This is a genomic window from Mediterraneibacter butyricigenes, from assembly GCF_003574295.1.
Taxonomy (GTDB): domain Bacteria; phylum Bacillota; class Clostridia; order Lachnospirales; family Lachnospiraceae; genus Mediterraneibacter_A; species Mediterraneibacter_A butyricigenes.
This window is the reverse complement of record NZ_BHGK01000001.1, coordinates 990,654-1,015,783: the sequence shown is the minus strand read 5'-3', so window position 1 is coordinate 1,015,783 and position 25,130 is coordinate 990,654. Positions and strand designations below refer to the sequence as shown.

Below are 25,130 nucleotides of genomic sequence, written 5' to 3'. Positions count from 1 at the left end.
GAAAACGGTAACAGAAAATATAACAGGAGCAGATGGAAAACAAGGATATGAACAACAGACCGAACGAAAGACCCTTTTTCAGTATTGTGATGCCGGTGTATAACGGGCAGAAATATATCAAGACTATGATCGAATCCATCCGTCGCCAGAGCGTGACGGACTGGGAATTACTGGTGGTGGACGACTGCTCCACAGATCAAAGCCGAAAGATTGTAGCGGAACTGGCAGAAAAAGACGGACGGATCCGTTTGATCGCCATGGAACGCAATGCCGGAGTCAGCCATGCCAGAAATCTGGGTATCCGGGAAGCAAAAGGAAACTATCTGTGGCTGGCAGATGCAGACGATCTGGTGGAAGAGAACCTTCTGGAAAAGGTGCAGAATTCTCTAAGAGAAAATCCGGCGAAGCTGGTGATATTCGGGCTCATTGAAGAATATTATGATGCACAGAATGTCTATGCATACAGCCATATTGTGGCACATGAAGAGAAACGCTTCAAAAGCAAAGAGGAACTGCGACCGGAAATGATCCGACTGGAACAGGAGACACTTTACGGTTACCCGTGGAACAAGGTTTATGATCTGGATTACCTGAAAAGCCTTTCCTTGGAATTCCAGGATTATCAGGATGCAAAGTTTATCGAAGACATCGCATTTAATATTGCGTATTGTATGGAGATCGATTCCCTGAACATTTTGTCCTGTACGCCCTATCATTATGCGAAGCGTCTGCAGGGAAACCTGACCAATGAGTTTGTAAAAGATTACTTTAAGTTTCATAAAAAAAGGATACAGATGCTGTATGACCAGTATGAAGCCTGGGATATGCTGGATCTGGGCGTGAAAGAAATTCTGGGAAGCCTGTATGCAAGATACATTTTGTCGGCACTTCAGCAGAATTGTGATCCTAAGGCAAACATGAGTCATCGACAGAGAAAAAATTTCTGTAAAGCATTGTTTGCACAGAAATTATACCGGAACCTGATTCCCTGTGCACAGGCAAAAGACAGTAAGGCGTTGCAGATTGTACTGGTGGCTCTGCGTCTGAACAAGGCAGGAGTATGTCTGCTGATGGGGCGCGCGGTCTATGTGATCCGCAAAAAGCTTCCGATGCTGTATTCGAAAGTGAAGTCCGGACGATGAAAGAAGTAAGAGACAGATATAGATTATGAAAAGATATTTTTTAGGATTTAAGATTTATTATTTAGTATATTTATTGTTGGCATTCAATGCATTTATTAACGAAAGTCTGTGGATGGAATATGCCACAGATCTGCTGGCAGTGTTGGGAGTGGGATGCGCGCTGTGCATGCTGAAAGACTGGAAACAGTATCAGAAGGTTGCAAATCTGCGGCTGATCGGCCTGTTTCTGGTAAGTTATGTGGTGAGTGCAGCGGTAAGCTACCGGTACGGGATTGGCGATAATGTGAAAGAACTGATCTGGATGTTTTTATTTATGGTGGTGCTGTATGCAACTTCCGCGGTTCTTTCCATGGAGGAACGAAAAAAAGAGTTTCGTCTGCTGGCATGTATCTGGGTGATTTACAGTACGGTGACCAATGCCATTGGAAATTCCATGGTGTTGTGGGGCAGAAATTATGGTCTGACAAAGGTCCGGGATGGAAAAGCCGTCGGATTTAAAGTGGTCGGATTCAAATGGGGACGACTCTGGGGAATGTATGATGATCCGAACCACGGTGCTACCATTACCGTTGTGGCAGTTCTTCTTGCGGTTTACCTGTTTGTGAGAACTGCAAAATGGTACTGGCGGGTATGCCTTGCAGTGTCTGTGCTGATCCAGTTTGGATACCTGGTCTTGTCGGATTCACGGACGGGACTGGTATCGGTAGGAGTCGGAGCCATCGTGTGGACGACTGCTCTTGCCGGAAAACGATTCAGAGAAAACGGCATGAAGGCCGGAAAAGCAATGGCAGTCAGTCTGATGCTGGGAGTGGCAGTGGCAGGCGGAATTGTGGGAATGGCTCAGATCTGTAAGCAGGAATATAATACACACGACAAACAGATTGAAATACTGGCAAAAAAAATGTTTCCGCCGAAGAAAAGCCAGACGACCAAAACGGAGACCACGCCCTCTAAAGTGGGCAGAAAGCAGGATCTGAAAGGCGATGCGTCCAACGGACGGCTGGATATCTGGAAGAGTGGGCTGGAAATTGTAGAGACTTCACCGGTAGTAGGAGTCAGCTTCCGAAATATGACGGCTTATGCGCAGCAGAACATGCCACATACGTATCTGGTAGACAATCCGGAAAATGCAAAATATGATTCTCTGCATAACAGCGTCCTGGATGTCCTGGTCAGCCAGGGAATCCTCGGAATTCTGATCAGCCTCGCACTGGTATTCAACACCGGGAAATTATTGCGGGAATACCTGAATCAAAGGAAAACGGTGGGACACAAGGTAAAGGCGGAACAAAGTTTCACAACCGCCTGTCTGGCACTGACCCTTGCAATGGGAGTGGGCAGTCTCTTCTTATCTATGGTGTTTTATCTGAATGCACCGCAGACCTATATTTTCTGGTTGTGTTTCGGGTACCTGGCGGGAACGATGCAGGAAAGAGCGTGAAGAAAAGAGTCGAGCTAAGGGAAAAGAAAAGTAGTAAAAAAGGAGAAGCCACGTGAAGAAAATTCTCTTGGGATTTATTATGGACGGAAGATCCGGCGGACTGGATACTTATCTGTTACATTTCCTGGATGGAGTCTGGGAAGAGGGAATGCAGATTGATCTTCTGACGAATCATGCGGATCCACAGTTAAAACAACAATTGAAAAGGTACCATTCCAGATTGTTTGAGATTGCCAATCTGAAACATCCGCTGACGCAGTTTCGTCAGGTACGTTATCTGATCCGAAAAGAAAAGTATGAGATGGTCTATCTGAACATTTCCACTTCTATGGATCTGATAGCGGCATTTGCGGCAAAATCAGCCCATGTACCGAGACGGATCCTGCACAGCCATTCCGGTGGAAATGACTGTGAGAGTCCACTGAAACGAGTGGTATTCAATACATTGCAGAAAATCTGTCGCCCGATTCTGTGGCGGTCAGCGAATGAATTTTACGGATGTTCCTGTAAAGCAGGATACTGGATGTATCCGAAGAAGATTGTGGATTCAGAGAACTTCCATGTGATCTACAATGCGGTAGACCGGGGAAAATTTGTCTGGCGTCCGGAGATTCGGAAAGAGGTCAGACAAGAACTGGAATTGGGGCCGGAGCAGTTCGTTGTGGGACACGCGGGCAACTTCTGTTACCAGAAAAATCATGAATTCCTGATCCGGATTTTTAAAGAAATCCATAGAAAAGATCCGAACAGCGTACTACTTCTGGCGGGACACGGTGTGCGGATGGAGCAGATCCGGAAACTGGTGAAAAAAGAAGGACTGGAAGACTGTGTCAGATTCCTTGGATGGAGAACGGATGCAGATCGTCTGTTCCAGGCGATGGATGTATTTCTGTTGCCGTCCAATTTTGAGGGATTGCCGACGGTGGGAATTGAGGCTCAGTGCACAAACCTTCCCTGTGTGATCAGTACGGCAGTGACCGACGAAACGAAGATCACAGAGAAAGTGACCTTTGTTTCACTGAAAGATTCTCCGGAAGTCTGGGCAGATGCAGTGCTTGCTTACCGGAAAAATGACCGGAATCAGGTGACATTTTACGAAGAGGCAAAGCGATACAGTCTGGAAGACCAGAAACAGCGATTAAAAGAACTGGTATATGGAGAGAAAGAACAGGGAGGCGAACATGAGTAAAGTATTAACCGTAGTGATTCCGTCCTACAATGTGGAGGCGTATCTGGCAGATACCCTGGAATCTTTTATTTCGGAAGAAATCATGGAAGACGTGGAGATCCTGATCGTCAATGACGGATCCAAGGATTCCACACCGGAAATTGCAGAACAGTATGAGCAGAGATATCCGCAGACCTTCCGGTTGATCAATAAAGAAAACGGGGGGCATGGCTCGACCATCAATCGGGGGATTGAAGAAGCAAAGGGCGCTTATTTCAAAGTGGTCGATGGAGATGACTGGGTCGATACAGAGGATTTCACGGAAATGGTGAAACGACTGCGCAACGAAACCGCAGATTATGTGGTGACAAAATATTATAAAATCAACGACAAGACAAAGGAAAAAACAGTAGAGGCATTCCCGTATTTTGAGGAACATCCGAGCTGTACCTTTGATGAATGCGCCGGACAGTCCGAGATCCCGATGCATGCACTGGTAATTCGCGCGGCAATCTTACAGGACCACCATATTCGTCTGGACGAACACTGCTTCTACGTGGACAACGAATACATTACGTTCCCGGTTCCTTATGTGGAAAAGGTTCAGTATTATGACTTGACGGTGTATATGTACCGACTGGCAGTGGCCACTCAGAGCGTTAGTATGCAGGGATTTCAAAAACATTTGCCGGATCATGTGAAAGTGACCTTAAGACTGGTGGATTTTGCAGAAGCTTATCGAAAAAAGGTGAAAGAAAAGGCTTTGCAGAATACCGAAGATGGAGAATATCTGAGCGAAGCGCGGGCTGCCTATTTGGAAAATCAGGCGGCCATCATGGTGGGAGACCAGGCGGGAATCTATGCAAGTTTTCCATCGGGAAATGCGGAGATTAAGAAACAGTTCCTAGAATTTGACCGGACAGTGAGAAAGAAGAGTACGGTGATCTATGATCTTTCTTCCGGAAAGAGCAAAATGCTGCGAGCGCTGAGAGTGAATCAGTTTAAAAAATACCGGTTCTGGACGAATCTGAGCAAAGTTCGTGCGAGGATGAGACGCCCATGAAAACATCGGTGAAAATGCATTCTGTAACCTACAATTTCATAATGAATGCGATTCTGACCGTATCGTCGATACTTTTTCCGCTGATTACCTTTCCGTATATTTCCAGAGTCCTTCTGGTGGAAGGCAGCGGAAAAGTTGCATTTGCGATCTCGGCAGTGACCTATTTTACCATGTTTGCAACGCTGGGACTTCCGACTTACGGAATCCGGGCCTGTGCGGTAGTGCGGGATGACAGGGAGAAACTGTCCCAGACTGTACAGGAGCTACTGATCATCAGTGCCATTACAACGGCGATTACCTATGCGGTCTTTTTTGCATCCTTGTTTCTCGTGCCGGAATTTGCAGCCAAAAAAGAACTGATGATGGTGATGGGGCTTTCGATCGGCCTGACGACTATCGGTGTGCAGTGGTTCTATAATGCGTTGGAACAATATTCCTATATCACAACCTGCGCCATCGTGTTTAAACTGATCGGGCTGATTCTGATGTTTCTTCTGGTAAGGGATCCGTCGGACTATGTGGTGTATGGCTTCGTATATGTGGTGGGAAGTTTTGGCTCTTATGTGCTGAATTTTGTTCGCTTGCGTCGATTCATCTCGTTTCGTAAAAGAGAAGCTTATGATTTGAAACAGCATTTGAAGCCAACCCTTACATTTTTCCTTCTGGCAGCAGCCAGTAGCGTGTATCTGAATCTGGATGTGGTGATGCTAGGCTTCCTGAAAGGGGATACCGAGGTCGGATATTATAATGCCGGAATCAAAGTAAAAACTGTCCTGACCACCTGTGTGACTTCCCTTGGAACCGTTCTCCTTCCGAGACTGTCTTATTATGTGGAAAAACAGGAAAAAGAAGCATTTTATCGCATGGTAAAAAAAGCGTTTCAGTTTGTGCTTGTGGCGGCAACACCGCTGATGGTCTATTTTATACTGTTTGCAAAGGAATCCATTCTCTTTCTGGCAGGAGAGTCCTTCCTCCCGGCGATCACTCCGATGCAGATTCTGATGCCGACAGTGCTGCTGATCGGTTTGTCAAATATTACTGGAATTCAGATTCTGACACCACTGGGAGAGGAAAAGAAAGTAGTGATATCCGTACTGGCAGGTGCGATTCTGGATTTCGTGCTGAATCTGGTGCTGATTCCGAAAATGGGCTCCACAGGAGCCGCAACTTCTACCCTGCTTGCAGAAGCGATGGTAGTGCTGGTTCAAGCGAGATATCTGAAAAAAGAATGGAAACAGATGCTTGCCGGTCTGGGACTCGGAAAAATCCTGTTTCCATTAGCGGCAGCGACAGGAGTGGGAATTCTTTTGACACGACAGATACACCTGTCGCCATTTTTCACACTCTTGGTGTCGGCAATCGCATTTTTTGGTGTCTATGGAGTACTTTTGCTGGCGGTTAGAGAGCAATTTACAACCGGGATGATGAAATCTGTATTTAGAAGTTTACCGAGAAATATAAAATAATGTCGAAGGATATAGAAACATATAGATTTGTTGTTCTATTGTTGTTCTTCGTTTTGTAAAATGAAATCAGCTATTTAGCCAATATGCATGTGGAGAAATCATAAGATATATTGAAGCTGAGGGAGGAAAACAACATGAAAGAACTGGATCAATTGATGAGAAACGTACACTTTTCCAAACGGTATCAGGGCTACCGGTACCTTCGACGCTGCATTATGCTGGCAGCCGAAGATGAAGAACGTCTGACGATGCTGGTAAAAGGGATCTACTGGCAAGTGGCGGAAGAATATCATCAACCGCCCTGCGTTGTAGAGAGAAACATCCGGACGATGCGAGATCGTGCCTGGGCGAAAGGCGGAAAAGAGGCATTGGAACAACTGACGGGAATGAGTTATCCGTGGCCGCCATCTGTGGGAGAACTGATAGAGATCTTTCTGGAACAGGTGAAAGACGATGAAAGCGACAAAAGTAAATAGTGTAATGCAGACCGCCGATTTGTGCCGAAAGGAACAGGTCGGCGGTTTTGGGTTTGGCGAACATACGATATGAAACTGCTTGCAGCCCCATTCAATCTGTGTTAAGCTAAAATCAATCGAAATCAGTGCTTACATTCTGGAGGCACTTCTAAAAATCTATGATTCAAAGATCTGAATCGAATTCCGAAACACAGAAAACAAAAGAAAAGCCGTGGAGTTTGGTATGAGTTGGGGATAAGTGTCTTTTCTCGCAGGAAAATGCGTGGTAAAATAAGTCTTACCAAGCAGGCTCTCTGAACTTCCGGCGGGAAGAGAGGGAAGTCTATGGAAAAAATGAAGAAAAGACGAGAAACCGAAGAATTTATCATGTCTCCAACCGTGGATATCTGTTTCAAAGAATTAATGCAAAATCCGAAAGTGAGAAAAGGTATGGTTGCAGCGATTCTGGGAAAAGATCCGGATGAGATTGAATCGACAGTATTAATGCCTACGATCCTGCAGCAGGAGTATGCGGATGATAAGCTGGGAATACTGGATGCACGGGTAAAACTGGTGGATGGAGAACAGATCGATGTAGAAATGCAGAATGCATTTTTTGCCTTCTGGCCGAATCGGGTGCTGTTCTATCTTGGGAAAATGTATACGAGCCAACTGAAAGAAGGAGAAGGGTATGAAAATCTGAAACAGTGTGTTCATGTGAGTATCCTGAACTTCATACATTTCCCGGATGATAATATTTGTTTCCGTGCAATCAGCTTCTGCGAGGAAGGAACCGGGAAGATCTACACAGATAAGATGAAAATTTATGTGTTGGAACTTCCGAAACTTCCACCGGAGCAGAAAAATGAAAAAGACATCATTCGTTGGATGCGGTTTCTACGTGCAAAGAGCCGAAAGGAGTTCGAGAAAATGGCAGAGAGAGACGAATATATCCAGGAAGCATATGAAGCATTGAAAAGGATGAGCGCCGATGAAAAGAAACGCTTGGAATATGAAGCAAGAGAAAAGGCGCTCCGTGATTATAATACCCAGATGAACAGCGCAGAGAAACGAGGAATAGAAGCCGGTATGAAGATTGGCGAAAAACGTATGTTGGAGCAGGCAAAAAGAACAGTACAAGTTTTAAAGGAGATGGGGATGCCGATGGAACAGATTGTCCAGGCAGTCGGACGAGAAGAGAACGAAGTGAAAAGCTGGCTAGAAGAAAAATAATATATAAAATGCATGTAGTTGCCCAGGCATTTCTGTTTTGAATTGTCTGGGCTTTTCTATTGTAAAATCTAAATGGAATCAAGAATTCTGAAATGCGACAAAAGAGATGCAACTGTCGTCATTTTTCACACTCTTAGTGTCGGCAATCACATTTTTTGGTGTCTATGGAGTGCTTTTGCTGGCGGTTAGAGAGCAATTTACAACCGAATTGATGAAATCTGTATTTAGAAGTTTACCGAGAAATACAAAATAATATCGAGAAATATAGAAATATATAGATTTGTTGTTCTATTGTCGTTCTTCGTTTTGTAAAATGAAATCAGCTATTTAGCGATCACGCATGTGGAAAAATAATATGTAATGAAGCTGAGAGAGGAAAACAATATGAAAGAACTGGATCAATTGATGAGAAACGTACACTTTTCCAAACGGTATCAGGGGTATCGCTATCTTCGGCGGTGTATCATGCTGGCAGCCGAGGATGAAGAAAGACTGATGGTGCTGGTAAAAGGGATCTACTGGCAAGTGGCGGAAGAATATCATCAGCTGCCCTGCGTTGTGGAGAGAAATATCCGGACAGTGCGAGATCGTGTCTGGGCAAAAGGCGGAAAAGAGGCATTGGAACAACTGACGGGAATGAGTTATCCGTGGGCACCATCGGTGGGAGAGTTGATAGAGATCTTTCTGGAACAGGTAAAAGCGGATGAAGAATAAAGTGAATAAGGATATTGTTTACAACACATGAATCCTCGATTATGGATCAAGCGATATTCAGAAGAGACGAAATCTGGTTTGTATAACATAATGCCGAAAATGAAAGTTCTATTTATTCTTTGGAATGTTTTAAAGAGAAATATGATAAAGTGCTGAGCAAGGAGTATCTTGAAGGATGATATGGAGCAATACCAGTATTCTCAATGTTTGATATTATGTGAGTTGCGGAAGGAATGGATATGAAAAGAAAATGATGCCGGTTGGAAAATATTTTGTACTAAGTATGTAAAGGTGTGGAGAAAAAACAAACATATTTTGTTTTTTAAAATTAGCGGATCAGTTGGGAGGGTGAAGGATGGGAAACGTAGCTAAATTGAAAAACCTTAATGAGTTGAAGGACGGTATACAGAAGCAGTGGATTTGGGGGAGTAAAGATAAATTTTCACTAAGTTGTGACTATCTTCAAAAAGTTAATTATAGTATTCAGGACCTTAATGCTGAGATTCATAATCTCCAAGAACCAACAAGGAAAGAAATCATATATGTTATTGTTTTAGTTGGCTGGATTTGTGAGGCGGTCGACTCGATTTATAAAATTTTGAGAAAAGAAATAATTGATTATCTTGATATGAAGGACGATGAAAAACTTAGGCAAGCAAAGAAATATTTTAAGGCTATTCGTTCATTTGTTGTTGCACATCCGTTGAGTACTAGCCGTCATGAGGCATATGGTATGGATGGGGATTTGATTTGCGTCGATGTCAGAAATAGGACAACGAAGCTTACTGAAATGTTTGAGGATCCGAGTAGTTGGCTTTTTTTGACGCTTGATGGATTACATGAAAATGCGAAGGATGTTACGTCGGACTTTATACTATATGTTTATTCGGAAAAATTGGATCAGATGAAATATTTTAAGTATATACGAGTAAATTTTTCAGATTTGTATTATGTGGCGCAGCTACAAATAGATCGGATATATGCTCTTGACTTAAAATTAAGAAAATTGACAAAAAAGAAAGTGGGTATACAATAACAAAACTTGACGAATTATTCGGAAAGAATCAGATTAATAAAATTCATCTCTTCCCCTGCCATTTCAGGCTTGAAATGACAGGGGATTTTCTATATAAGTCCCAAAACAGATTCCCCAATTCTTAAGAAAAGCGAAGAAGTCCAGAAAAATGGCGAATTGGGTAGAATATTGGCAGTTAGTATGATATAATCTATAGAGTATATATGTGGACGACCCTTTAGTTGTCCACTTGAGGATTCAATCAGGGAAAATATTCTAAATAATTAAAGGATGAAAAGAGGGGCATTTAATGACAATTCAAGTCACTAGATCTTCTATGCCTACATTAGAGGACTATATAGAAGAAATTAAACCAATTTTTGAAAGTAGACAACTGACAAATATGGGGCCTGTATATAAAAAATTTCAACATGCGTTGATTGACTATTTAAAGGTTCAATATTTGTCTTTATTTACGAATGGCCATTTGGCACTCGAAACAGCAATCCAGGCACTGGGATTAAAAGAAAAAGGTGGAGAAGTTATTACTACACCTTTTACTTTTGTTTCAACAACACATGCAATTGTCAGAAATGGATTGATTCCAGTTTTTTGTGATATCAATTTTGAACACTATACGATTGATGTTCAAAAGATTGAAAATTTAATTACAGAAAAAACAGTAGCAATTATTCCGGTTCACGTTTATGGTAATCTTTGCGATGTTGACTCTATTGAAAAAATTGCTAAAAAACATAATTTGAAAGTTATTTACGATGGTGCTCACGCGTTTGGAACAACATATAAAGGGATTGGTGTTGGAAACTTTGGAGATGCTACAATGTTTTCATTTCACGCAACGAAATGTTTTCATTCTGTAGAAGGTGGTGCTGTTACATTCTCAGATCCTTCCTACAGAAAGAAACTTCATAATTTAAAAAATTTTGGAATCAATGGTCCCGAAGATGTGGAAGATATTGGTGGAAATGCAAAATTAGATGAATTCCGTGCGGCTATGGGAATTTGTAATTTACGCAGAATGGATGAATGTATCAATGCTCGGAGAAAAATATATGAGAGATACGTTGAACGCTTTTCTAACATATCAGGTATTAAACTATGTACTCCTCAAACAAATGTAACACAAAATTATGCTTATTTTCCGGTTTATTTTGATAAAAATATATTTGGAAAAAGTAGGGATGATATCTTTGATTTATTAAGAAAGCATGAAATCTACACAAGAAAATACTTTTATCCGGCAATTAACGAAACTTCTTGTTATAAACAGCAATATTCTTATAAAGACACGCCTGTTGCACATGACGTAGCATTAAACATTCTTGCTTTACCTATGTATGAAGAATTGTCGTTAACAGACGTTGATCGGATTTGTAATTTGATTTTAAACTAAAAGCTTAAGGAACAAATTATGAAAAGAGAAGAACTTACAAAAAAAATGCGATGGGATATCGCAGAAAAACTTGCTGCTGAGAGATTACCTTATGTTAATTCTATTACCAAACCGGTTCATCCAAAAAAAAGTTTTTACGGAGATGTTATTAAGCGGATTTTTGACATATTAATCTCCTCTTTTGTGTTGCTTCTGACTTTTCCTATAAATATTTTAATTGGAATTATCACATTGTTGGATGTTGGTTTTCCAATCTTTTTTAAACAAGAGAGGACTGGAAAGGATGGAAAACCGTTTCAAATAATTAAATTTAGGAATATGCGTGAAACGAAAGATGAATTTGGTGAACTTTTACCACCTGATCAAAGAGTTACAAAGTTCGGTCGATTTGTTAGAAAAACTTCATTGGACGAATTATTAAATTTTTGGAGTATTCTAAAAGGCGATATGAGTCTGATCGGACCAAGGCCTTTAGTTCCAGAATATTTTGAGCGTTACAGTGATCGCCATAAGATGCGTCTTGCTGTCAAACCCGGATTAGAGTGCCCACCACGAAAGGCTTTAGATCATGTTTGGTCATGGCAGGAACAATTTGAAAATGATGTATGGTACGTAGAACATGTGAGTTTTCTGACAGATTGTTTTATGATTATAAAATTAATTACATACGCTTTAAATAAAAAAGCTTCTAAAGCCCGTGGCAATGCAATACGTGGTTCGTTTATGGGATATGATATGGAAGGAACAGCCATCAGTTTTGAGGATATTACTGACGAAGATATTGAAAAGATGATTCTTTAATTTTAGAGGATGTAAATGAAAGAAATAGGCGGATATATTGAATTAGATGAAAATTCTGGAACTGAATATCACAACAATGCTCTTGCATTAAATAGTGGACGACATTGTGTTGAATATTTGATAAGAGCAAAAGAAATAAAAAAAATGTATCTTCCGCTTTTTTTATGTTCTTCAATAAGAGAAATATGTGAAAAATGTTCTTGTGAATTCCAATATTACGAAATTAATTCAAATTTCAAACCTAATTTTTCAGGGAAATTGGGTAATTATGAGTATATCTATATAGTTAATTATTACGGTCAACTATCTCAAATGGATATTCAATTGTACAAACAATGTTTTAAAAATGTTATCTTGGATAACACGCAGGCTTTTTTTCAATATCCAATAAAAGATGTGGATACACTTTATTCTTGCCGAAAATATTTCGGAGTTTCTGATGGCGGATATCTATATACGGATACAGCATTAGGCGATAAATTTGAGTTAGACTATTCTTATAATCGAATCCACTATATTCTGGGGCGTTATGAAGTTGACGGAAAAAGTTTTTATGCGGAATCTTCCACTAATAATGATTCTTTTTCATCTGAAACTTTAAAACATATGTCAAAACTAACTCATCATATATTACGTGGGATAAATTATAACGATGTAAAAGAAAAAAGAGAAAAAAATTTTAATCATCTTCATGAGTATTTGAAAACCTTTAATCGACTACAGCTTAATAGTCCGATTGGACCTTTTATGTATCCATTATATTCAGAAAACGCAAAAGAGATAAAAAAATCGTTACTTCAAAATAATATATATATTCCTACATTATGGCCAGATGTATTTGAATCAGGAAGAACTTTATCGTTGGCATGGGAATACTCCCAAAACATTGTTCCGCTGCCATGTGATCAACGATATAGAATATCGGATATGAATTATCTTATAGATGTACTTGAAAGATATTTGTAGAATGCAGAAAGGATAACAAATGGAAGAATTAAAAGGGAAAAAAGTCTTAGTTATGGGAGGAACACGAATTTCGTGTCAGATTATAGAAAAAGCAAAAGAACTAGGGTGTTATGTAATTGTAGCAGATTATAATTCGTATGAAGATTCTCCGGGGAAACAAATTGCAGATGAATATTTTAATGTAAATATTCTTGATGTGGATTCGGTTGTAAACTTGATATCCAAAGAAAATATAAAAGGTGTATTAGTTGGTTTTAGTGATATGCTATTACCTTATTATGCAGAAATTTGTGATAAAGCAAATTTACCTTGTTATGGCACAAAACAGCAATTCGAATTATTTACTAAAAAAAGTTTATATAAAGAACTTTGTAGAAAATTCAATGTACCAACCGTCAAAGAATATCAAATAGATCTTAATGATTATAAAGATTCCATCCAGAAAATTGAATATCCAGTATTAGTAAAGCCATCAGATAGTAGTGGATCTCGAGGAATTTCTATATGCAAATCAAGTGATGAACTAGAGCATTGTATTCAATATGCCCAAAAATATTCTAAAGCAAAAGAAATTTTGATTGAACAATATCTGACAGGACCAGAAGCAACCGTATTTTGGGTATTTCAGGATGGCGAATATTATTTAAGTACAATAGGAAATCGCCATGTTAAGAAAAATCAAGGTGATGTTATTCCACTACCTGTGGGCTATACTTTTCCAGCGAGTATTTTAAATAATTATATCAGTGATATAGCACCAAAATGTGAGAAAATGTTTAAAGCAGCTGGCATTCGAAACGGAATGATGTTTATGCAATGTAAAATTGAAAATAATCACTGTGTAGTATATGACATAGGGTATCGTTTAACCGGATCTTTAGAATATAAAATACTAAAAGCTACGTGTGGTTATGACCCTTTGGAAATGTTAATCTATTATTCAGTAACAGGAAAAATGTGGCCGTATTCTATAAAAAAACTGGTAGATCCATTTTTAAAAGGAAAATACGCCTTTAATGTTTCATGTTTAGCGGCACCTGGAACAATAAAAAAAATAACAGGATGCAAAACCGTCAAAAAAATGCCAGAAGTATGTGATGTGTGTATTGAACATTATCCAAGTGAAACTATATCAGAAGATATGCGTGGATTACTTGCGCAAATTACCGTACGCATCTTAGGTGTTGTGGAAAACAAAAATCATCTATTTGCTATAATGCATAATATCGAAAATACGATAAATATTTTATCCACAGAAAATATGCGATTAAATTTACCTGGAATTGAGCAGAAGGATATTAATGGAAGTGTTATATAGCAGAATAGAGGAAGAATAATGAAAGTAGTATTAACAGGTGCAGGAGGCTTTTTAGGACAGCATTTAATTCAAGCATGCAATTTTCAGGAAAACAAAATTGAGATCATGGCTCTCTCCTCACAAGCTAAAAAGTTATCATTAAAATATAGTGAATTTAAAAAGTGGGTTACATTTTATAATTCAAATGACTATCACAAAATCAAGTGGGAAGAGGTTGATATTTTATTGAACTGTGCTTTTCCAAGAAATGAAGATGGACAACAAATAGCAAACGGCTTAATGTATATTTCAGATATTATAGAAAATGCGGTTAGTAACGGTGTAAAATCTGTGATTAATATTTCTTCACAAAGTGTATATAGTCAGATTCGGGAAAATTCGGCTGATGAAAATACACCATTAAATTTGGAATCTAAGTATGCAATCGGAAAATATGCAAGTGAATTATTGGTAAATAAACTGTGTAAGAATATACCACATACCAATTTACGTTTATCAAGCTTAATTGGTATTGGATTTGATCAACGAATAACAAATAAATTGGTAAAACAAGTTATAAACCATAAAAATATACAGATTGTTGGCGGAAATCAAATTTTCAGCTTTTTGGATGTACGTGATGCGGCTGATGCATTAATATCTGTTATTTTATCTTCACCTAAAACTTGGCAAGAAACTTATAATCTCGGATCAAGTGAAGTATATACTCTTAGCGAATTAGCAAATACTGTTATTTCCATCGGGAAAAATCGATTTGATATTAATGTTGATTTAACCTTCCAAAAAAATAATTCTTGGAAAAATTTATCGCTGAACTGTTCTCGATTTTGTAAGACATTTAGATGGAAACAAAGATATTGGATTCAAGATACAATAACAGACTTGTTTCTTAATGAACTACAATAAAAGGATTTAAAATTATGAAAAATATAAGTTTAAATATAAGAAAATTGATCTCTATTTTGGGCGCTTATGGAATTGCGTTTTCTCTTTTTATTTCTACTGGCGGTGCTTGGACAAATACATCAAATATTGAATTAGCTTTTTCAGACGTCATATGGCGTATGCTGATCATAGTAATATCAACATCTATAATATTATTTTTACTAAATAATTCGCACCGTGAATTAGCAACGTCTTCACAAAAAAGAAACATTATTTTTCTTGGTTTATGCTGCTTAACATATGCATATCAATTTCAAGGGGATTTCTATGAATATTTTTCATGGTTTTGTTTACCTGTTATTTGGTTTATCTTCTTTTTGATGTTATGTGATGATATTAATATTGTATGGAAAGCGTTTATAAATGTAGCTGTTATTTTTGCTATTATTTCATTATTCTATTTTGTGTTTGGAACATGTTTGAACATAGTTTCAGAAAGTGAAAAAACTGCAATTTATTGGGGAACATGGGATTCCAGTGCAATCAGGACTTTTCATAATTTATATTATGAAGCCCAGTTCCTAAAAATTAATGCGACTCAATTCATAGCTCGAAATTGTGGAATATTTTGTGAAGCCCCAATGTATAATTTTGTATTGTGTATTGCAGTTAGTGCAGAATTGTTTATTATGGATAAAGTCCATTGGTGGAAAATATTAATATTACTAGCAACAATAATTACAACTTTTTCTACTACAGGCTATTTATTCATAGTCATTACAGTACTCCTCTATTTAGCTAACATTATTTTTACTAAAAAAGGGGGTTCTATACATAAAATTGCTTTCTCAATATTGACTATTCTTGGGATGATGATTGTTTTAGGAATTCTGATTCATAAAATAACTACCATTTCAGGTGCGGGATCAGTAAATGTAAGAAGTGATCATTTGAAAGCATGTATAAAAGCGTGGTTAGATTCTCCTATACTTGGAGTTGGTTATGAAAACCAGTCTGTCATTATGGAATATGAAAAATATAAACAAGGAATAAGTGTTGGTTTTCCATATTTATTAGCTACCGGTGGAATGTTGCTAAGCAGTCTTTTAATTGTACCATATGTAAAGTTGTTTAAAAATTCGTTTAAAACAAAGCGTTTTGAAATATGTATTTTTGAAACCTTATTCCTTATATTATATTTTTTTACTGCTATTACTTTTTTCCCAATACTTCGATTTTATATTGCATATATATTCGTTTTGGAATTTGACAACTTGGAAATAAATAATAAAACTGATTCCGTAAAAAATTTTATTACTAATAAATTAGAAGAATTTGATATAAGTGCTCAGATGTTTAAAAGCTATTTAATAAAAAAACAAAAATATATTTTATTGGTTGGAATTATATTCGTCATGCTATTAGGTGGAAATCTGAGTTTGCATAATCAACTTTTGTCCATCCGGGGAATTTTATATTTATTTATTTCATTTGTTTGTGGATGCTTAATAAGTATTTTGACAGTCTACATAATTCTTCTAAAAAAATACAGGAAGGAAAACTATGAAAAAAATTAGAATTTGTCACTTTATTTTAGGGTTTCATAATGGCGGTGTTGAAAAAGTTTTGGAAAGTTATTTCAGCAATATGGATCGCTCTAATTTTGAACTTCATGTAGTTACTCATATACCGCCAGATACGAAACGCCAACAGATTTTTGAAGAAATGGGATTTATTGTCCATCCATTATCTTATGTACACGGGCATAAAATTACGATGCAAAATCTCCAAGAATATAATGAGTTTTTTCAGAAAAATCAGTTTGATATTGTGCATAATCATTTTCCGGAAAATTTATTACCTTTAATATTTGCAAAAAAATATAAAGTACCTGTTCGAATACTACATTCACATAACGATTATACGAACGTATTTAAAGAAAAAAGTAAATTAATTAAATGTCTTTATCAAATGGGATTAAAAGTAAATGTTCATAATGCCACTGATTATTTTGCGTGTGGATTAACGGCAGGAGAAAGTGTTTTTGGGAAAAAAAATTGCAAAAATATAGTTATAATTGCCAATGCGATTAATACCCAAAAATTTAAATATAATCCAGAAAAAAGACAAGAACTACGAAAAAAACTTTGCCTAGAAAAAGCTTTTGTATTAGGTCACATAGGAAGATATGAGGATATTCGGCAGAAAAACCAAAAATTTGTACTCAAAATCTTCAATGAGGTATTAAAAACTGAGCCGGCGACCCGATTATTAATGATTGGAGATGGAAAATTTAGACCTCAAATTATGGAATTAGCTAAAAGAATGGGGATTATAGATAAAATAATATTTACAGGTGCAATTCCCAATGTACATGAATACTTGCAAACATTTGATGTGTTTGTATTCCCATCTAACTTTGAAGGGCTTGGAATTGTCGCAATCGAAGCGCAATGTTCCGGACTACCAGTAATTGCCTCAAGTGTCATACCACAGGAAGCAAATATAAGTCCTAATTATTACAGCCTTTCGCTTTTAGCTCCTGTAAACGAGTGGGCTAAGCTGGTTTTGGAGCAACTTGAAAAAAAACGCTCGGATTGTTCTGAATTAGTAAAAAATGAAGGATATGATATATACAAAGAAGCTGTCAAATTAGAAAAACTATACGAACAATTATATCAAAAGCATATTGAAAGGTAAAAGTAAATGAAATTATATTGCATGAGTGTAAAAAAAGAGAATAAAACAACTGCAGGAGCAAAGGCTCCAGAAGACGTCACGACAATTTGTCGTAAAATAGGGGCTCAGGAAATAGTGTTTTCTCCTGTACATAGTTTTAAGAATCTAAATATTACTCGTTTTTTTGCACTCTTTATAGGAATAAAAAATTGGATTAATTTACTCTTTGTAGTAAAAAAGAATTCCTATGTAATTATACAGCATCCAAACGAAAATATTCTTGTGGCTAATAAATTTATAAATGTGTGCAAGCAAATAAAAAAATGTAAATTTATAACCCTTATTCATGATTTGGAATCTTTAAGACGGTTTGTTTTTAAAAATAACTCTACAATCTTAAACAATCGTTCAAGAATTGCTGATGAAACATTATTAAAAAAATCCGATTATATTATTTCTCATAATGAAAATATGACAAAATATTTGGTGGAACGTGGATTTGACTCTTCAAAGATCGTGAATTTAAAAATATTCGATTATCTCCATGAGTGTGATTTGCCAGACTTTAATAAGGATGATTATAAAACAGTTGTAATTGCCGGAAATCTGGATCCTCAAAAAGCAACCTATATTTATCAACTTGATAAGCTTGGTAAATTGGATTATAAAATCAATTTGTTCGGGCCAAATTATGATGCTCGAAATGATGGGAAAAATATTCAATATTATGGACAATGCTCCCCTGAAGAGCTTCCCGAAAAATTAATCGGAGGATTTGGTCTTGTATGGGATGGGACAGAATTGGATGGCTGCCATGGTAATGCAGGAGAATATATCAAATATAACAATCCACATAAATGTAGCCTGTTTCTTGCCTCAGGGTTACCTGTCATTATTTGGGAAGAAGCGGCACTGGCCCCATTTGTTTTAGAAAACCATGTTGGTTTTACAGTCCGAAGTCTTAAGGAAATAAATGATATATTGAAAAATATGGATATCGAAGAATATAGTGTCATGAAACATAATGTTGTAAAAATTAGTGAAAAATTACGCCAAGGTCACTATTTAAAAAATGCAATAAAAGAAATTATGGAAAAGGAAAATATTTACTAATTCTACAACAGGAAATTGGAGGAAGTATGAAGAAATTAATGATTTTAGGTGGTTCGCGTTATGCAGTTCCTGTTATCGAAATTGCACATAAATTAGGGTTATATGTTATCACATGTGATTATTTACCAGGTAATATTGCCCATAAATATTCTGATGAATATTGTAATGTAAGTATTATTGATAAAGAAGCTACCTTAGAAGCGGCACAGAGATTAGATATTAATGGCATTATTTCTTTTGCATGTGATCCTGGTGTTGTTACGGCTGCCTATATTGCTGAAAAAATGAATCTTCCTTTTCAAGGATCTTATGAATCAACCTGTATTTTACAGGATAAAGGATTATTTCGTGAATTTTTAACAGAACATGGTTTTAATGTACCACGTGCCAAAAGATATGTTGATCCCGAAGCTCCTTTTAGTGATGTCGATTTCTTTAATTGGCCAGTAATTGTAAAACCAGTAGATTCCGCTGGAAGTAAAGGCGTTTCAAAAGTTAATACACCAGATGAATTAAGATTAGCCATAAAGATTGCTATGAACGGTTCGCATAACGGAGCATTTATTATTGAGGATTTCTTGACTTTTAGAGGATATCATTCAAGCGCCGATCCGTTTTCAGTAAATGGGAAATTAGAATTTGTTACATATTCAGATCAATTATTTGATAAAGAAGCAGATAATCCATATACACCAGCATATATTATTTGGCCATCATCTATGGAAAAAGAATGCCAAGATTATTTAACTAAAGAAACACAACGGCTTATAGATCTGCTAGGAATGCAAACTGGAATTTATAATATTGAAACATGTGTTGGCAATGATGGAAAACCGTATATCATGGAAGTATCTCCACGCGGTGGAGGGTGTAAAATTGCCGAACTACAGCATATGGCTTTTCATGTTAATCTTATTGAAAATGAAATTAGAAAAGCTGTTGGTATGCCTCTTCTTAATATTCAACAAAATGAATGTGATGGCTATTGGTGTGAAATGGTAATTCATGCTCGTCCTGGAGAGTGTGGTATTCTAAAGGGAATTACCATTGATCCAGATATTCAAAAAAAATATGTAAAGGTTGTAGATTTATCTGTAAAACCTGGTGAATATGTAAAACCTTTTACTGGAGCAAACATGTCTTTAGGGGATATGTTTTTAAAATTTGATAGTCGAGAAGAGTTAGATTCCATTATGAAAAAATCAAATGATTGGCTACACATAGAACTCGTATAATAGGTTTTGTATATGAAAAAAAAATCACTCAAACTAAATTTCATCATGAATGCCATTCTGACGATGTCGCAGTTTGTATTTCCCTTGATTACATTTCCTTACATATCAAGGGTTTTACAACCTGCCGGCACCGGAATGGTATCATTTGCCACATCTGTTGTGGCTTATTTTTGTATGTTTTCACAGCTTGGAATCCCAACTTATGGTATTCGTGCATGTGCAAAAGTACGTGATGATAAGGAAACTTTATCACGTACTGTTCAGGAACTGTTTCTGATCAATTTGATCATGTGTATTTTCACATATATTGCTTTTTTTATTGCACTCTTTACCGTCTCGAGATTTTCCCAAAATAAACCATTGTTTTTAATTATTAGTTTGACTATTTTATTTAATGCAATTGGTGTGGAATGGCTTTATAAAGCACTGGAGCAGTATACCTATATTACGGTTCGTTCCATTATCTTCAAATTTGTTGCATTGATCTTTATGTTTTTATTGGTAAAACAAAGTAATGATACTGTTGTTTATGGTGCATTATCTATTCTTGCTGCTTCAGCGTCTAATATTTTTAATTTCTTTCATGTCCATAAATATATTCAGTTAAAGCCGATTGGAAATTATAAGTTTCGACGCCATTTAAAAGCAATTTTAATCTTCTTTGCAATGTCCTGTGCAACAACCATCTACACCAATCTGGATACCGTAATGTTAGGATTCTTGAAAACAGATGTAGATGTTGGGTATTATAATGCGGCAGTAAAAATTAAAAATGTTTTACTTGGAGTTGTCACTTCACTGGGAACTGTTTTACTGCCAAGGGCTTCTTATTATGTGGAACATGATATGATGGACGAGTTTTATCGCGTAGCAAAAAAAGCGATACATTTTGTTTTTCTATTAGCTACTCCATTATTGGTTTATTTTATGCTATTTGCAAAGGAAGGAATTTTCTTTCTTTCTGGTTCTGCTTATAGCGGAGCAATTCAACCAATGCAGATTATTATGCCAACGTTGTTATTGATTGGACTGACAAATATTATGGGCATCCAGATGCTGGTTCCACTCGGAAAAGAAAAAACTGTTCTTTACTCAGAAATTGCCGGCGCAATCGTTGATCTAATACTTAACGCAATTCTTATTCCAATGCTAGCATCTTCTGGTGCTGCAATCGGAACGTTAGTAGCTGAAATTGTCGTATTTGCTGTGCAATATGGTGCATTACGCTCTATGGTAACAGAGGCTTATCGAAAAGTAAGATATGGAACGTTATTACTGGCTATTTTAATCAGTAGTCTATTATCACTTTTAATAAAATTATGTTCTTTGGGAAACTTTTTCACGTTATGTTTTTCTGCAATGATCTATTTTGGAGTATATGCAGTTATTATGACTTTACTGAAGGAGCCGCTTGTATTGGAAATTGAAGGACAAGTTTGGAGTATGTTGAAAAATAAGTTGAAAGGAAATTAAAATGAATTCAAAAGAACGTATTCGCTATTTTGATATTGCAAAAGGACTATCTATGATTCCTATCGTTGCCGGACATATGGGAAACAGTCCGATCAATCACATGTGGATTTGTCATTTTAGGTGCTACACTATGTTCTTTTAAAAAAAGTATTTTCATGGTTCGGAGAGCATTCAATGGTAATACTAGCAGTTCATTGCCTTGAGATGAAAATGAAATGATTCAAAGATAAAACACGCGTGTATCAAATTTACTGATACACGCGTTACTATTTCTTAACCATTCAATTGTTCTATCGTTTATAGAATTTCGGTAGAAAATATACAGATGCAGATATTTCTGCAAAGAAAAGTAAGAAAAATAAATGCTTTTGATATATAATCTTATAGCAGGATTTATTTCTGCTGTCAATATTTTCCCTTAAGAACTTTTCTCCCACGCAAAAAAACACTATGTTTTTGGAAAAAATATGATAATACTGATATATATGTCATGGCGCGTGTCGATGCGCAACTGTAAAATTTTTAGTATTAGAAAAATGTCGAAAAACATAGATTCAAGTGGAAAAAGGAGGAAATTCGTGAAAAAATCCAATAAACGTCTCAATCAGTATTTAAGAGTAAATTATATATGTCTTTTTGACTATCTTTTTATATCTTCTTAAATGTCCGCAAAGCCTTATTTTATCGGCTCTACGGGCATTTTGCTTTTGTGGTAAACCTCACATATCTAGGTCTATCTTCCTATATTTTCTCTATCAAACGTGGTTAAAATCGTGGTAAATACTTTTATGCGATTAGACGCTGAACCTCTGATTTTGCGGTATCTATGGACGCATGAGCATACCAGTTCATTGTGATACTGATGTTTGAATGCCCCATGATATACTGTAAATCTTTTGGGTTCATGTTCTTGCTTGCCAGCCTTGTGCAGAATGTATGGCGTAGCGTATGCGGTGTGATATGTGGCAAGGGATTGTCCTTGTGGTGCTTGTTGTATTTCTTTATCATACGGACAAATAAGGCGTTGTAATCAATCGCAACTTTGGGCTTGCCTTTATGATTGACAAATAGGAAATTGCTCCGTCCGTCTATCACAAATGGTTCTGCCTTTGGGTGTTTCTTCATAACCCGTTGAAATGCCTGTATTGTTTCTCTGCTTAATGGCACTTGCCTTATTCCGCTCTTTGTTTTAGGCGTTTCAATATAATAGCCCTGTTCCTTGCTCTTTAGTAACTGGTGGTCGATAATCACAACTTCATTCTTAAAATCAATATCGGCTACTGTCAGTCCGCACAGTTCCGAGATACGAAGTCCTGTCTTTAACAGTATCAGCACATCATCATAATACTTGTGATACACATTGTCCGTCTTGATGAATGAGAGTAAGGCTTGTTCCTGTTCCTCTGTCAATGCGACTTTCTCTTTGGTATCATTTTCTAGGACTTCACTTAACTTGAAATCAAAAGGGTTTTTCCTTACACAATCGTCTTGTATGGCGATATAGAATGACGCTTTTAACGAGCGTTTATGGTTGTTAATGGTGTTATAGGAAAAGCCTTTGTCTTTCATGCGTAACGCCCATTCCTTAGCGTCAGAGGGTTTTATCGTATCAATGCTCCTAGCACCTAACTTATCCTCTTTCAATAACCGCATGAGTTGTTCCCGTTGTTTCATTGTGCTTTTCTTCACATTTGCCCTTTGTGCGTTCTGTTTGGCATAGAGTTGACAAAGTGTCATTTTCTTGCCTGTGCTGTCGATACCGTCCTCAATATCCCGTCTTATCTGCTGTTCCAGTTCACGAAGTGAGAGTTTTTCCCGTTTTCCCTTTGGTGTCGGGTCTGTGGGTGTCAATCTCCAAGCATACACATATTTTGTGTTTCCAAATGCGTCCACATATTTATATAAGTATTTTCCGTCTGTTCGTTGGCTCTCTCCAGTATGCAGGATACGTCCTTTGTTATCCCGTCTTTTTTCTTTCATGGTGTCTGCTCCTTTCCTTGTTGGAAAGAACCTTGATATGACTTGTGTTCATCATAACACATACAAGGCTCATTTGCATTAGATTGCGTCCAATTTATCAATAACCTGTTCAAACTGTCGGCGTTTAATCTGTATGCGGTTGCCATTCATAATGAGCCAGCCAGCGTCCTTGTTTTCCTCTGCCAATCGTCTTAACTTGTTTTCTCCGATACGGAAATACTTTGACGCTTCTTCAATGGTAAGGGTGTATTTTTCCCATACGGGAATATCGTTGTTATTCATCAGATACCCCCTTTCCCATGTTTCGTGTCATACTGGATATAGGGGATAAGGTCGGTGCGGTTTATCCTCTGTAAATGGGCGGTTAATTTACTGGAAAGGGAATTGCTGTATCTTGCCTTATCAAGCATAGTTCCCACTTTTTCCAGTCCACCTAATGCGTCATGTTCTTCCAAGAAGTAAAAACTTTTGACAGCGGAAATCACGCCACCCTCTGTGAGCCATTGCTGTGTTTCCTCAAGGGAATTTTGCTGTTTTGGTACTTGCAGTTTCAAGACTTCCACAGCCCCTAAAAAGCGTTCCCAAAATCGACACGTTTTCCACCTGCTTTTATTACTTTCGTTTCTGTTTGGCACGACAAAGCGTAGGTTGTTTGCCAGTAGCCCGAAAGCCAGTTCCCCAAGTTCCAGCGGTCTGTCCTTGAATGTCATGGCAAAAGCATGAGCCTTATCATCACGCAGTTGCATTTCTGTCCGTTTCCAACTGCCGACTTCCTCAAGCGTCTTATTATGTTTTGAACAGACTTCTTTATCCTTATCATAAAAGCGGTAGGATAATCCAGATTTTCCAGCACCGATATAAACAGTCTTTGCGGTGTCGAAATCGTCAAACTTGCTTTCATCAAAGTGGTAGCCCTCACTGTTTGAGATAAATTCCTCTTTTTCGCATTTCTTCTTTATCTGCTCAATGGTAAAGAATGGCTTTTCGTTCTTATCGTCAATGGCAATATCAAGTCTTGTGAAATGGAAATTATCCAGTCCGTATCTTCGCTCGCAACGTCGGAACATATCCCCAAAGGTATAATTCCTACTGTCGAGAATACGGAAAATATCATCACAACCTCTGCCAGTCATAACAAGATAACAGCCTAGCCCCTGTGGGTTGTCCTCTGTCTTTCTTGCGTCCCCCGATACATAAATATCTCCAATCTGCCAGCGTGCTTGATAAGTCTTGAATTTTATCGTTGCTGGATAAACATTGAAAATGTCAGTCGGTAAACCTAAAATGTGCATGATGATATCTTCTGCGGTTGTAGTATCAAATACAATGCTGATGTAATCAATCTTAACGGATAAATTTTTGTGTGTAGTTATAGTGCATTACTCCTTTCGTACTTCCCGTTTTTTTGCGGGGTAAAAATCGTGTTTTTTCCTTTATTTATCACAGTTTCTAGGTACTATGACATGTATGCGCAGGGCGGTGTTACATATACGCCCTTTATGAACGCCTAAAGGCGTTCCCTTTCTTCCTGTGTCTGATCCGTTCTTAACGCTCACGAGCCTTGTAAGG

General features: G+C 37.5%; 22 protein-coding genes. 19 read left to right on the top strand and 3 right to left on the bottom strand.

The window, feature by feature from the left end; all coding sequences use genetic code 11:
* The first annotated feature begins 47 nt into the window (after positions 1-47).
* The 19 genes from KGMB01110_RS04760 to KGMB01110_RS04665 all read left to right on the top strand — a co-directional run bounded on the left by KGMB01110_RS04760 (position 48) and on the right by KGMB01110_RS04665 (position 21,581).
* Entirely contained in the window at positions 48-1,142 is a 1,095-nt protein-coding gene (locus tag KGMB01110_RS04760; protein WP_119299087.1) for a glycosyltransferase family 2 protein, read from the top strand.
* Between the two features lie 25 nt (positions 1,143-1,167).
* On the top strand, positions 1,168-2,583 hold the full coding sequence (locus KGMB01110_RS04755) for an O-antigen ligase family protein (RefSeq protein ID WP_119297727.1): 1,416 nt from the start codon (positions 1,168-1,170) through the stop codon (positions 2,581-2,583).
* A gap of 52 nt (positions 2,584-2,635) precedes the next feature.
* Entirely contained in the window at positions 2,636-3,772 is a 1,137-nt protein-coding gene (locus KGMB01110_RS04750; RefSeq protein WP_243112673.1) for a glycosyltransferase, read from the top strand.
* On the top strand, positions 3,765-4,814 hold the full coding sequence (locus KGMB01110_RS04745; protein ID WP_119297726.1) for a glycosyltransferase family 2 protein: 1,050 nt from the start codon (positions 3,765-3,767) through the stop codon (positions 4,812-4,814). Before KGMB01110_RS04750 ends, KGMB01110_RS04745 begins: the two co-directional genes overlap by 8 nt.
* Positions 4,811-6,280 (top strand): flippase, encoded by a 1,470-nt coding sequence (locus KGMB01110_RS04740; protein ID WP_306307824.1) that lies wholly within the window; start codon positions 4,811-4,813, stop codon positions 6,278-6,280. The genes KGMB01110_RS04745 and KGMB01110_RS04740 overlap by 4 nt, the downstream gene beginning before the upstream one ends.
* Before the next feature lie 134 nt (positions 6,281-6,414).
* Positions 6,415-6,756, top strand: coding sequence for a sporulation initiation factor Spo0A C-terminal domain-containing protein (locus KGMB01110_RS04735; protein ID WP_119297725.1), 342 nt, complete (start codon positions 6,415-6,417; stop codon positions 6,754-6,756).
* Positions 6,757-7,080: 324 nt separating this feature from the next.
* Positions 7,081-7,968, top strand: a complete 888-nt coding sequence (locus tag KGMB01110_RS04730; protein WP_119297724.1) for an Rpn family recombination-promoting nuclease/putative transposase — start codon at positions 7,081-7,083, stop codon at positions 7,966-7,968.
* 384 nt (positions 7,969-8,352) lie between these two features.
* On the top strand, positions 8,353-8,682 hold the full coding sequence (locus tag KGMB01110_RS04725; protein WP_158555676.1) for a sporulation initiation factor Spo0A C-terminal domain-containing protein: 330 nt from the start codon (positions 8,353-8,355) through the stop codon (positions 8,680-8,682).
* Between the two features lie 355 nt (positions 8,683-9,037).
* The gene (locus KGMB01110_RS04715) at positions 9,038-9,718 is read left to right on the top strand and encodes a hypothetical protein (RefSeq protein WP_117602635.1); all 681 of its coding nucleotides are present in this window, start codon (positions 9,038-9,040) and stop codon (positions 9,716-9,718) included.
* 289 nt (positions 9,719-10,007) lie between these two features.
* Positions 10,008-11,111: a DegT/DnrJ/EryC1/StrS family aminotransferase gene (locus KGMB01110_RS04710; protein ID WP_119297723.1), complete on the top strand. Its 1,104-nt coding sequence runs from the start codon at positions 10,008-10,010 to the stop codon at positions 11,109-11,111.
* 18 nt (positions 11,112-11,129) lie between these two features.
* Positions 11,130-11,912: a sugar transferase gene (locus KGMB01110_RS04705; RefSeq protein WP_119297722.1), complete on the top strand. Its 783-nt coding sequence runs from the start codon at positions 11,130-11,132 to the stop codon at positions 11,910-11,912.
* 15 nt (positions 11,913-11,927) lie between these two features.
* Positions 11,928-12,878, top strand: coding sequence for a hypothetical protein (locus KGMB01110_RS04700; protein ID WP_119297721.1), 951 nt, complete (start codon positions 11,928-11,930; stop codon positions 12,876-12,878).
* 19 nt (positions 12,879-12,897) lie between these two features.
* A complete protein-coding gene (locus KGMB01110_RS04695) occupies positions 12,898-14,196 on the top strand; it encodes an ATP-grasp domain-containing protein (RefSeq protein WP_119297720.1) in 1,299 nt (432 codons plus the stop codon).
* A gap of 18 nt (positions 14,197-14,214) precedes the next feature.
* Entirely contained in the window at positions 14,215-15,102 is an 888-nt protein-coding gene (locus KGMB01110_RS04690; protein WP_119297719.1) for an NAD-dependent epimerase/dehydratase family protein, read from the top strand.
* Between the two features lie 14 nt (positions 15,103-15,116).
* Positions 15,117-16,658: an O-antigen ligase family protein gene (locus tag KGMB01110_RS04685; protein WP_119297718.1), complete on the top strand. Its 1,542-nt coding sequence runs from the start codon at positions 15,117-15,119 to the stop codon at positions 16,656-16,658.
* On the top strand, positions 16,645-17,781 hold the full coding sequence (locus tag KGMB01110_RS04680; RefSeq protein WP_119297717.1) for a glycosyltransferase: 1,137 nt from the start codon (positions 16,645-16,647) through the stop codon (positions 17,779-17,781). The genes KGMB01110_RS04685 and KGMB01110_RS04680 overlap by 14 nt, the downstream gene beginning before the upstream one ends.
* A gap of 21 nt (positions 17,782-17,802) precedes the next feature.
* On the top strand, positions 17,803-18,873 hold the full coding sequence (locus tag KGMB01110_RS04675; RefSeq protein ID WP_136626678.1) for a glycosyltransferase: 1,071 nt from the start codon (positions 17,803-17,805) through the stop codon (positions 18,871-18,873).
* Positions 18,874-18,899: 26 nt separating this feature from the next.
* Positions 18,900-20,108: an ATP-grasp domain-containing protein gene (locus KGMB01110_RS04670; RefSeq protein WP_119297715.1), complete on the top strand. Its 1,209-nt coding sequence runs from the start codon at positions 18,900-18,902 to the stop codon at positions 20,106-20,108.
* Between the two features lie 12 nt (positions 20,109-20,120).
* Positions 20,121-21,581, top strand: coding sequence for a flippase (locus KGMB01110_RS04665; protein WP_119297714.1), 1,461 nt, complete (start codon positions 20,121-20,123; stop codon positions 21,579-21,581).
* Positions 21,582-22,367: 786 nt separating this feature from the next.
* Here the strand turns inward: KGMB01110_RS04665 and KGMB01110_RS04655 are convergent.
* From KGMB01110_RS04655 to KGMB01110_RS04645, 3 genes are all read right to left on the bottom strand, one after another.
* On the bottom strand, positions 22,368-23,561 hold the full coding sequence (locus KGMB01110_RS04655) for a tyrosine-type recombinase/integrase (RefSeq protein ID WP_021425046.1): 1,194 nt from the start codon (positions 23,559-23,561) through the stop codon (positions 22,368-22,370).
* Between the two features lie 78 nt (positions 23,562-23,639).
* Positions 23,640-23,843, bottom strand: coding sequence for an excisionase (locus KGMB01110_RS04650; protein ID WP_002607397.1), 204 nt, complete (start codon positions 23,841-23,843; stop codon positions 23,640-23,642).
* On the bottom strand, positions 23,843-24,904 hold the full coding sequence (locus KGMB01110_RS04645) for a replication initiation factor domain-containing protein (protein ID WP_259321075.1): 1,062 nt from the start codon (positions 24,902-24,904) through the stop codon (positions 23,843-23,845). The genes KGMB01110_RS04650 and KGMB01110_RS04645 overlap by 1 nt, the downstream gene beginning before the upstream one ends.
* Positions 24,905-25,130: the final 226 nt, after the last annotated feature.

Excerpts from the sequence above, each read along its gene's own strand:
- KGMB01110_RS04745 (WP_119297726.1), top strand. The coding sequence starts at position 3,765 with ATGAGTAAAGTATTAACCGTAGTGATTCCGTCCTACAATGTGGAGGCG.
- KGMB01110_RS04735 (WP_119297725.1), top strand. The coding sequence starts at position 6,415 with ATGAAAGAACTGGATCAATTGATGAGAAACGTACACTTTTCCAAACGG.
- KGMB01110_RS04695 (WP_119297720.1), top strand. The coding sequence starts at position 12,898 with ATGGAAGAATTAAAAGGGAAAAAAGTCTTAGTTATGGGAGGAACACGA.
- KGMB01110_RS04730 (WP_119297724.1), top strand. The coding sequence starts at position 7,081 with ATGGAAAAAATGAAGAAAAGACGAGAAACCGAAGAATTTATCATGTCT.
- KGMB01110_RS04685 (WP_119297718.1), top strand. The coding sequence starts at position 15,117 with ATGAAAAATATAAGTTTAAATATAAGAAAATTGATCTCTATTTTGGGC.
- KGMB01110_RS04655 (WP_021425046.1), bottom strand. The coding sequence starts at position 23,561 with ATGAAAGAAAAAAGACGGGATAACAAAGGACGTATCCTGCATACTGGA.
- KGMB01110_RS04740 (WP_306307824.1), top strand. The coding sequence starts at position 4,811 with ATGAAAACATCGGTGAAAATGCATTCTGTAACCTACAATTTCATAATG.
- KGMB01110_RS04690 (WP_119297719.1), top strand. The coding sequence starts at position 14,215 with ATGAAAGTAGTATTAACAGGTGCAGGAGGCTTTTTAGGACAGCATTTA.
- KGMB01110_RS04715 (WP_117602635.1), top strand. The coding sequence starts at position 9,038 with ATGGGAAACGTAGCTAAATTGAAAAACCTTAATGAGTTGAAGGACGGT.
- KGMB01110_RS04675 (WP_136626678.1), top strand. The coding sequence starts at position 17,803 with ATGAGTGTAAAAAAAGAGAATAAAACAACTGCAGGAGCAAAGGCTCCA.
- KGMB01110_RS04760 (WP_119299087.1), top strand. The coding sequence starts at position 48 with ATGAACAACAGACCGAACGAAAGACCCTTTTTCAGTATTGTGATGCCG.
- KGMB01110_RS04725 (WP_158555676.1), top strand. The coding sequence starts at position 8,353 with ATGAAAGAACTGGATCAATTGATGAGAAACGTACACTTTTCCAAACGG.
- KGMB01110_RS04705 (WP_119297722.1), top strand. The coding sequence starts at position 11,130 with ATGAAAAGAGAAGAACTTACAAAAAAAATGCGATGGGATATCGCAGAA.
- KGMB01110_RS04700 (WP_119297721.1), top strand. The coding sequence starts at position 11,928 with ATGAAAGAAATAGGCGGATATATTGAATTAGATGAAAATTCTGGAACT.
- KGMB01110_RS04710 (WP_119297723.1), top strand. The coding sequence starts at position 10,008 with ATGACAATTCAAGTCACTAGATCTTCTATGCCTACATTAGAGGACTAT.
- KGMB01110_RS04680 (WP_119297717.1), top strand. The coding sequence starts at position 16,645 with ATGAAAAAAATTAGAATTTGTCACTTTATTTTAGGGTTTCATAATGGC.
- KGMB01110_RS04755 (WP_119297727.1), top strand. The coding sequence starts at position 1,168 with ATGAAAAGATATTTTTTAGGATTTAAGATTTATTATTTAGTATATTTA.
- KGMB01110_RS04670 (WP_119297715.1), top strand. The coding sequence starts at position 18,900 with ATGAAGAAATTAATGATTTTAGGTGGTTCGCGTTATGCAGTTCCTGTT.
- KGMB01110_RS04665 (WP_119297714.1), top strand. The coding sequence starts at position 20,121 with ATGAAAAAAAAATCACTCAAACTAAATTTCATCATGAATGCCATTCTG.
- KGMB01110_RS04650 (WP_002607397.1), bottom strand. The coding sequence starts at position 23,843 with ATGAATAACAACGATATTCCCGTATGGGAAAAATACACCCTTACCATT.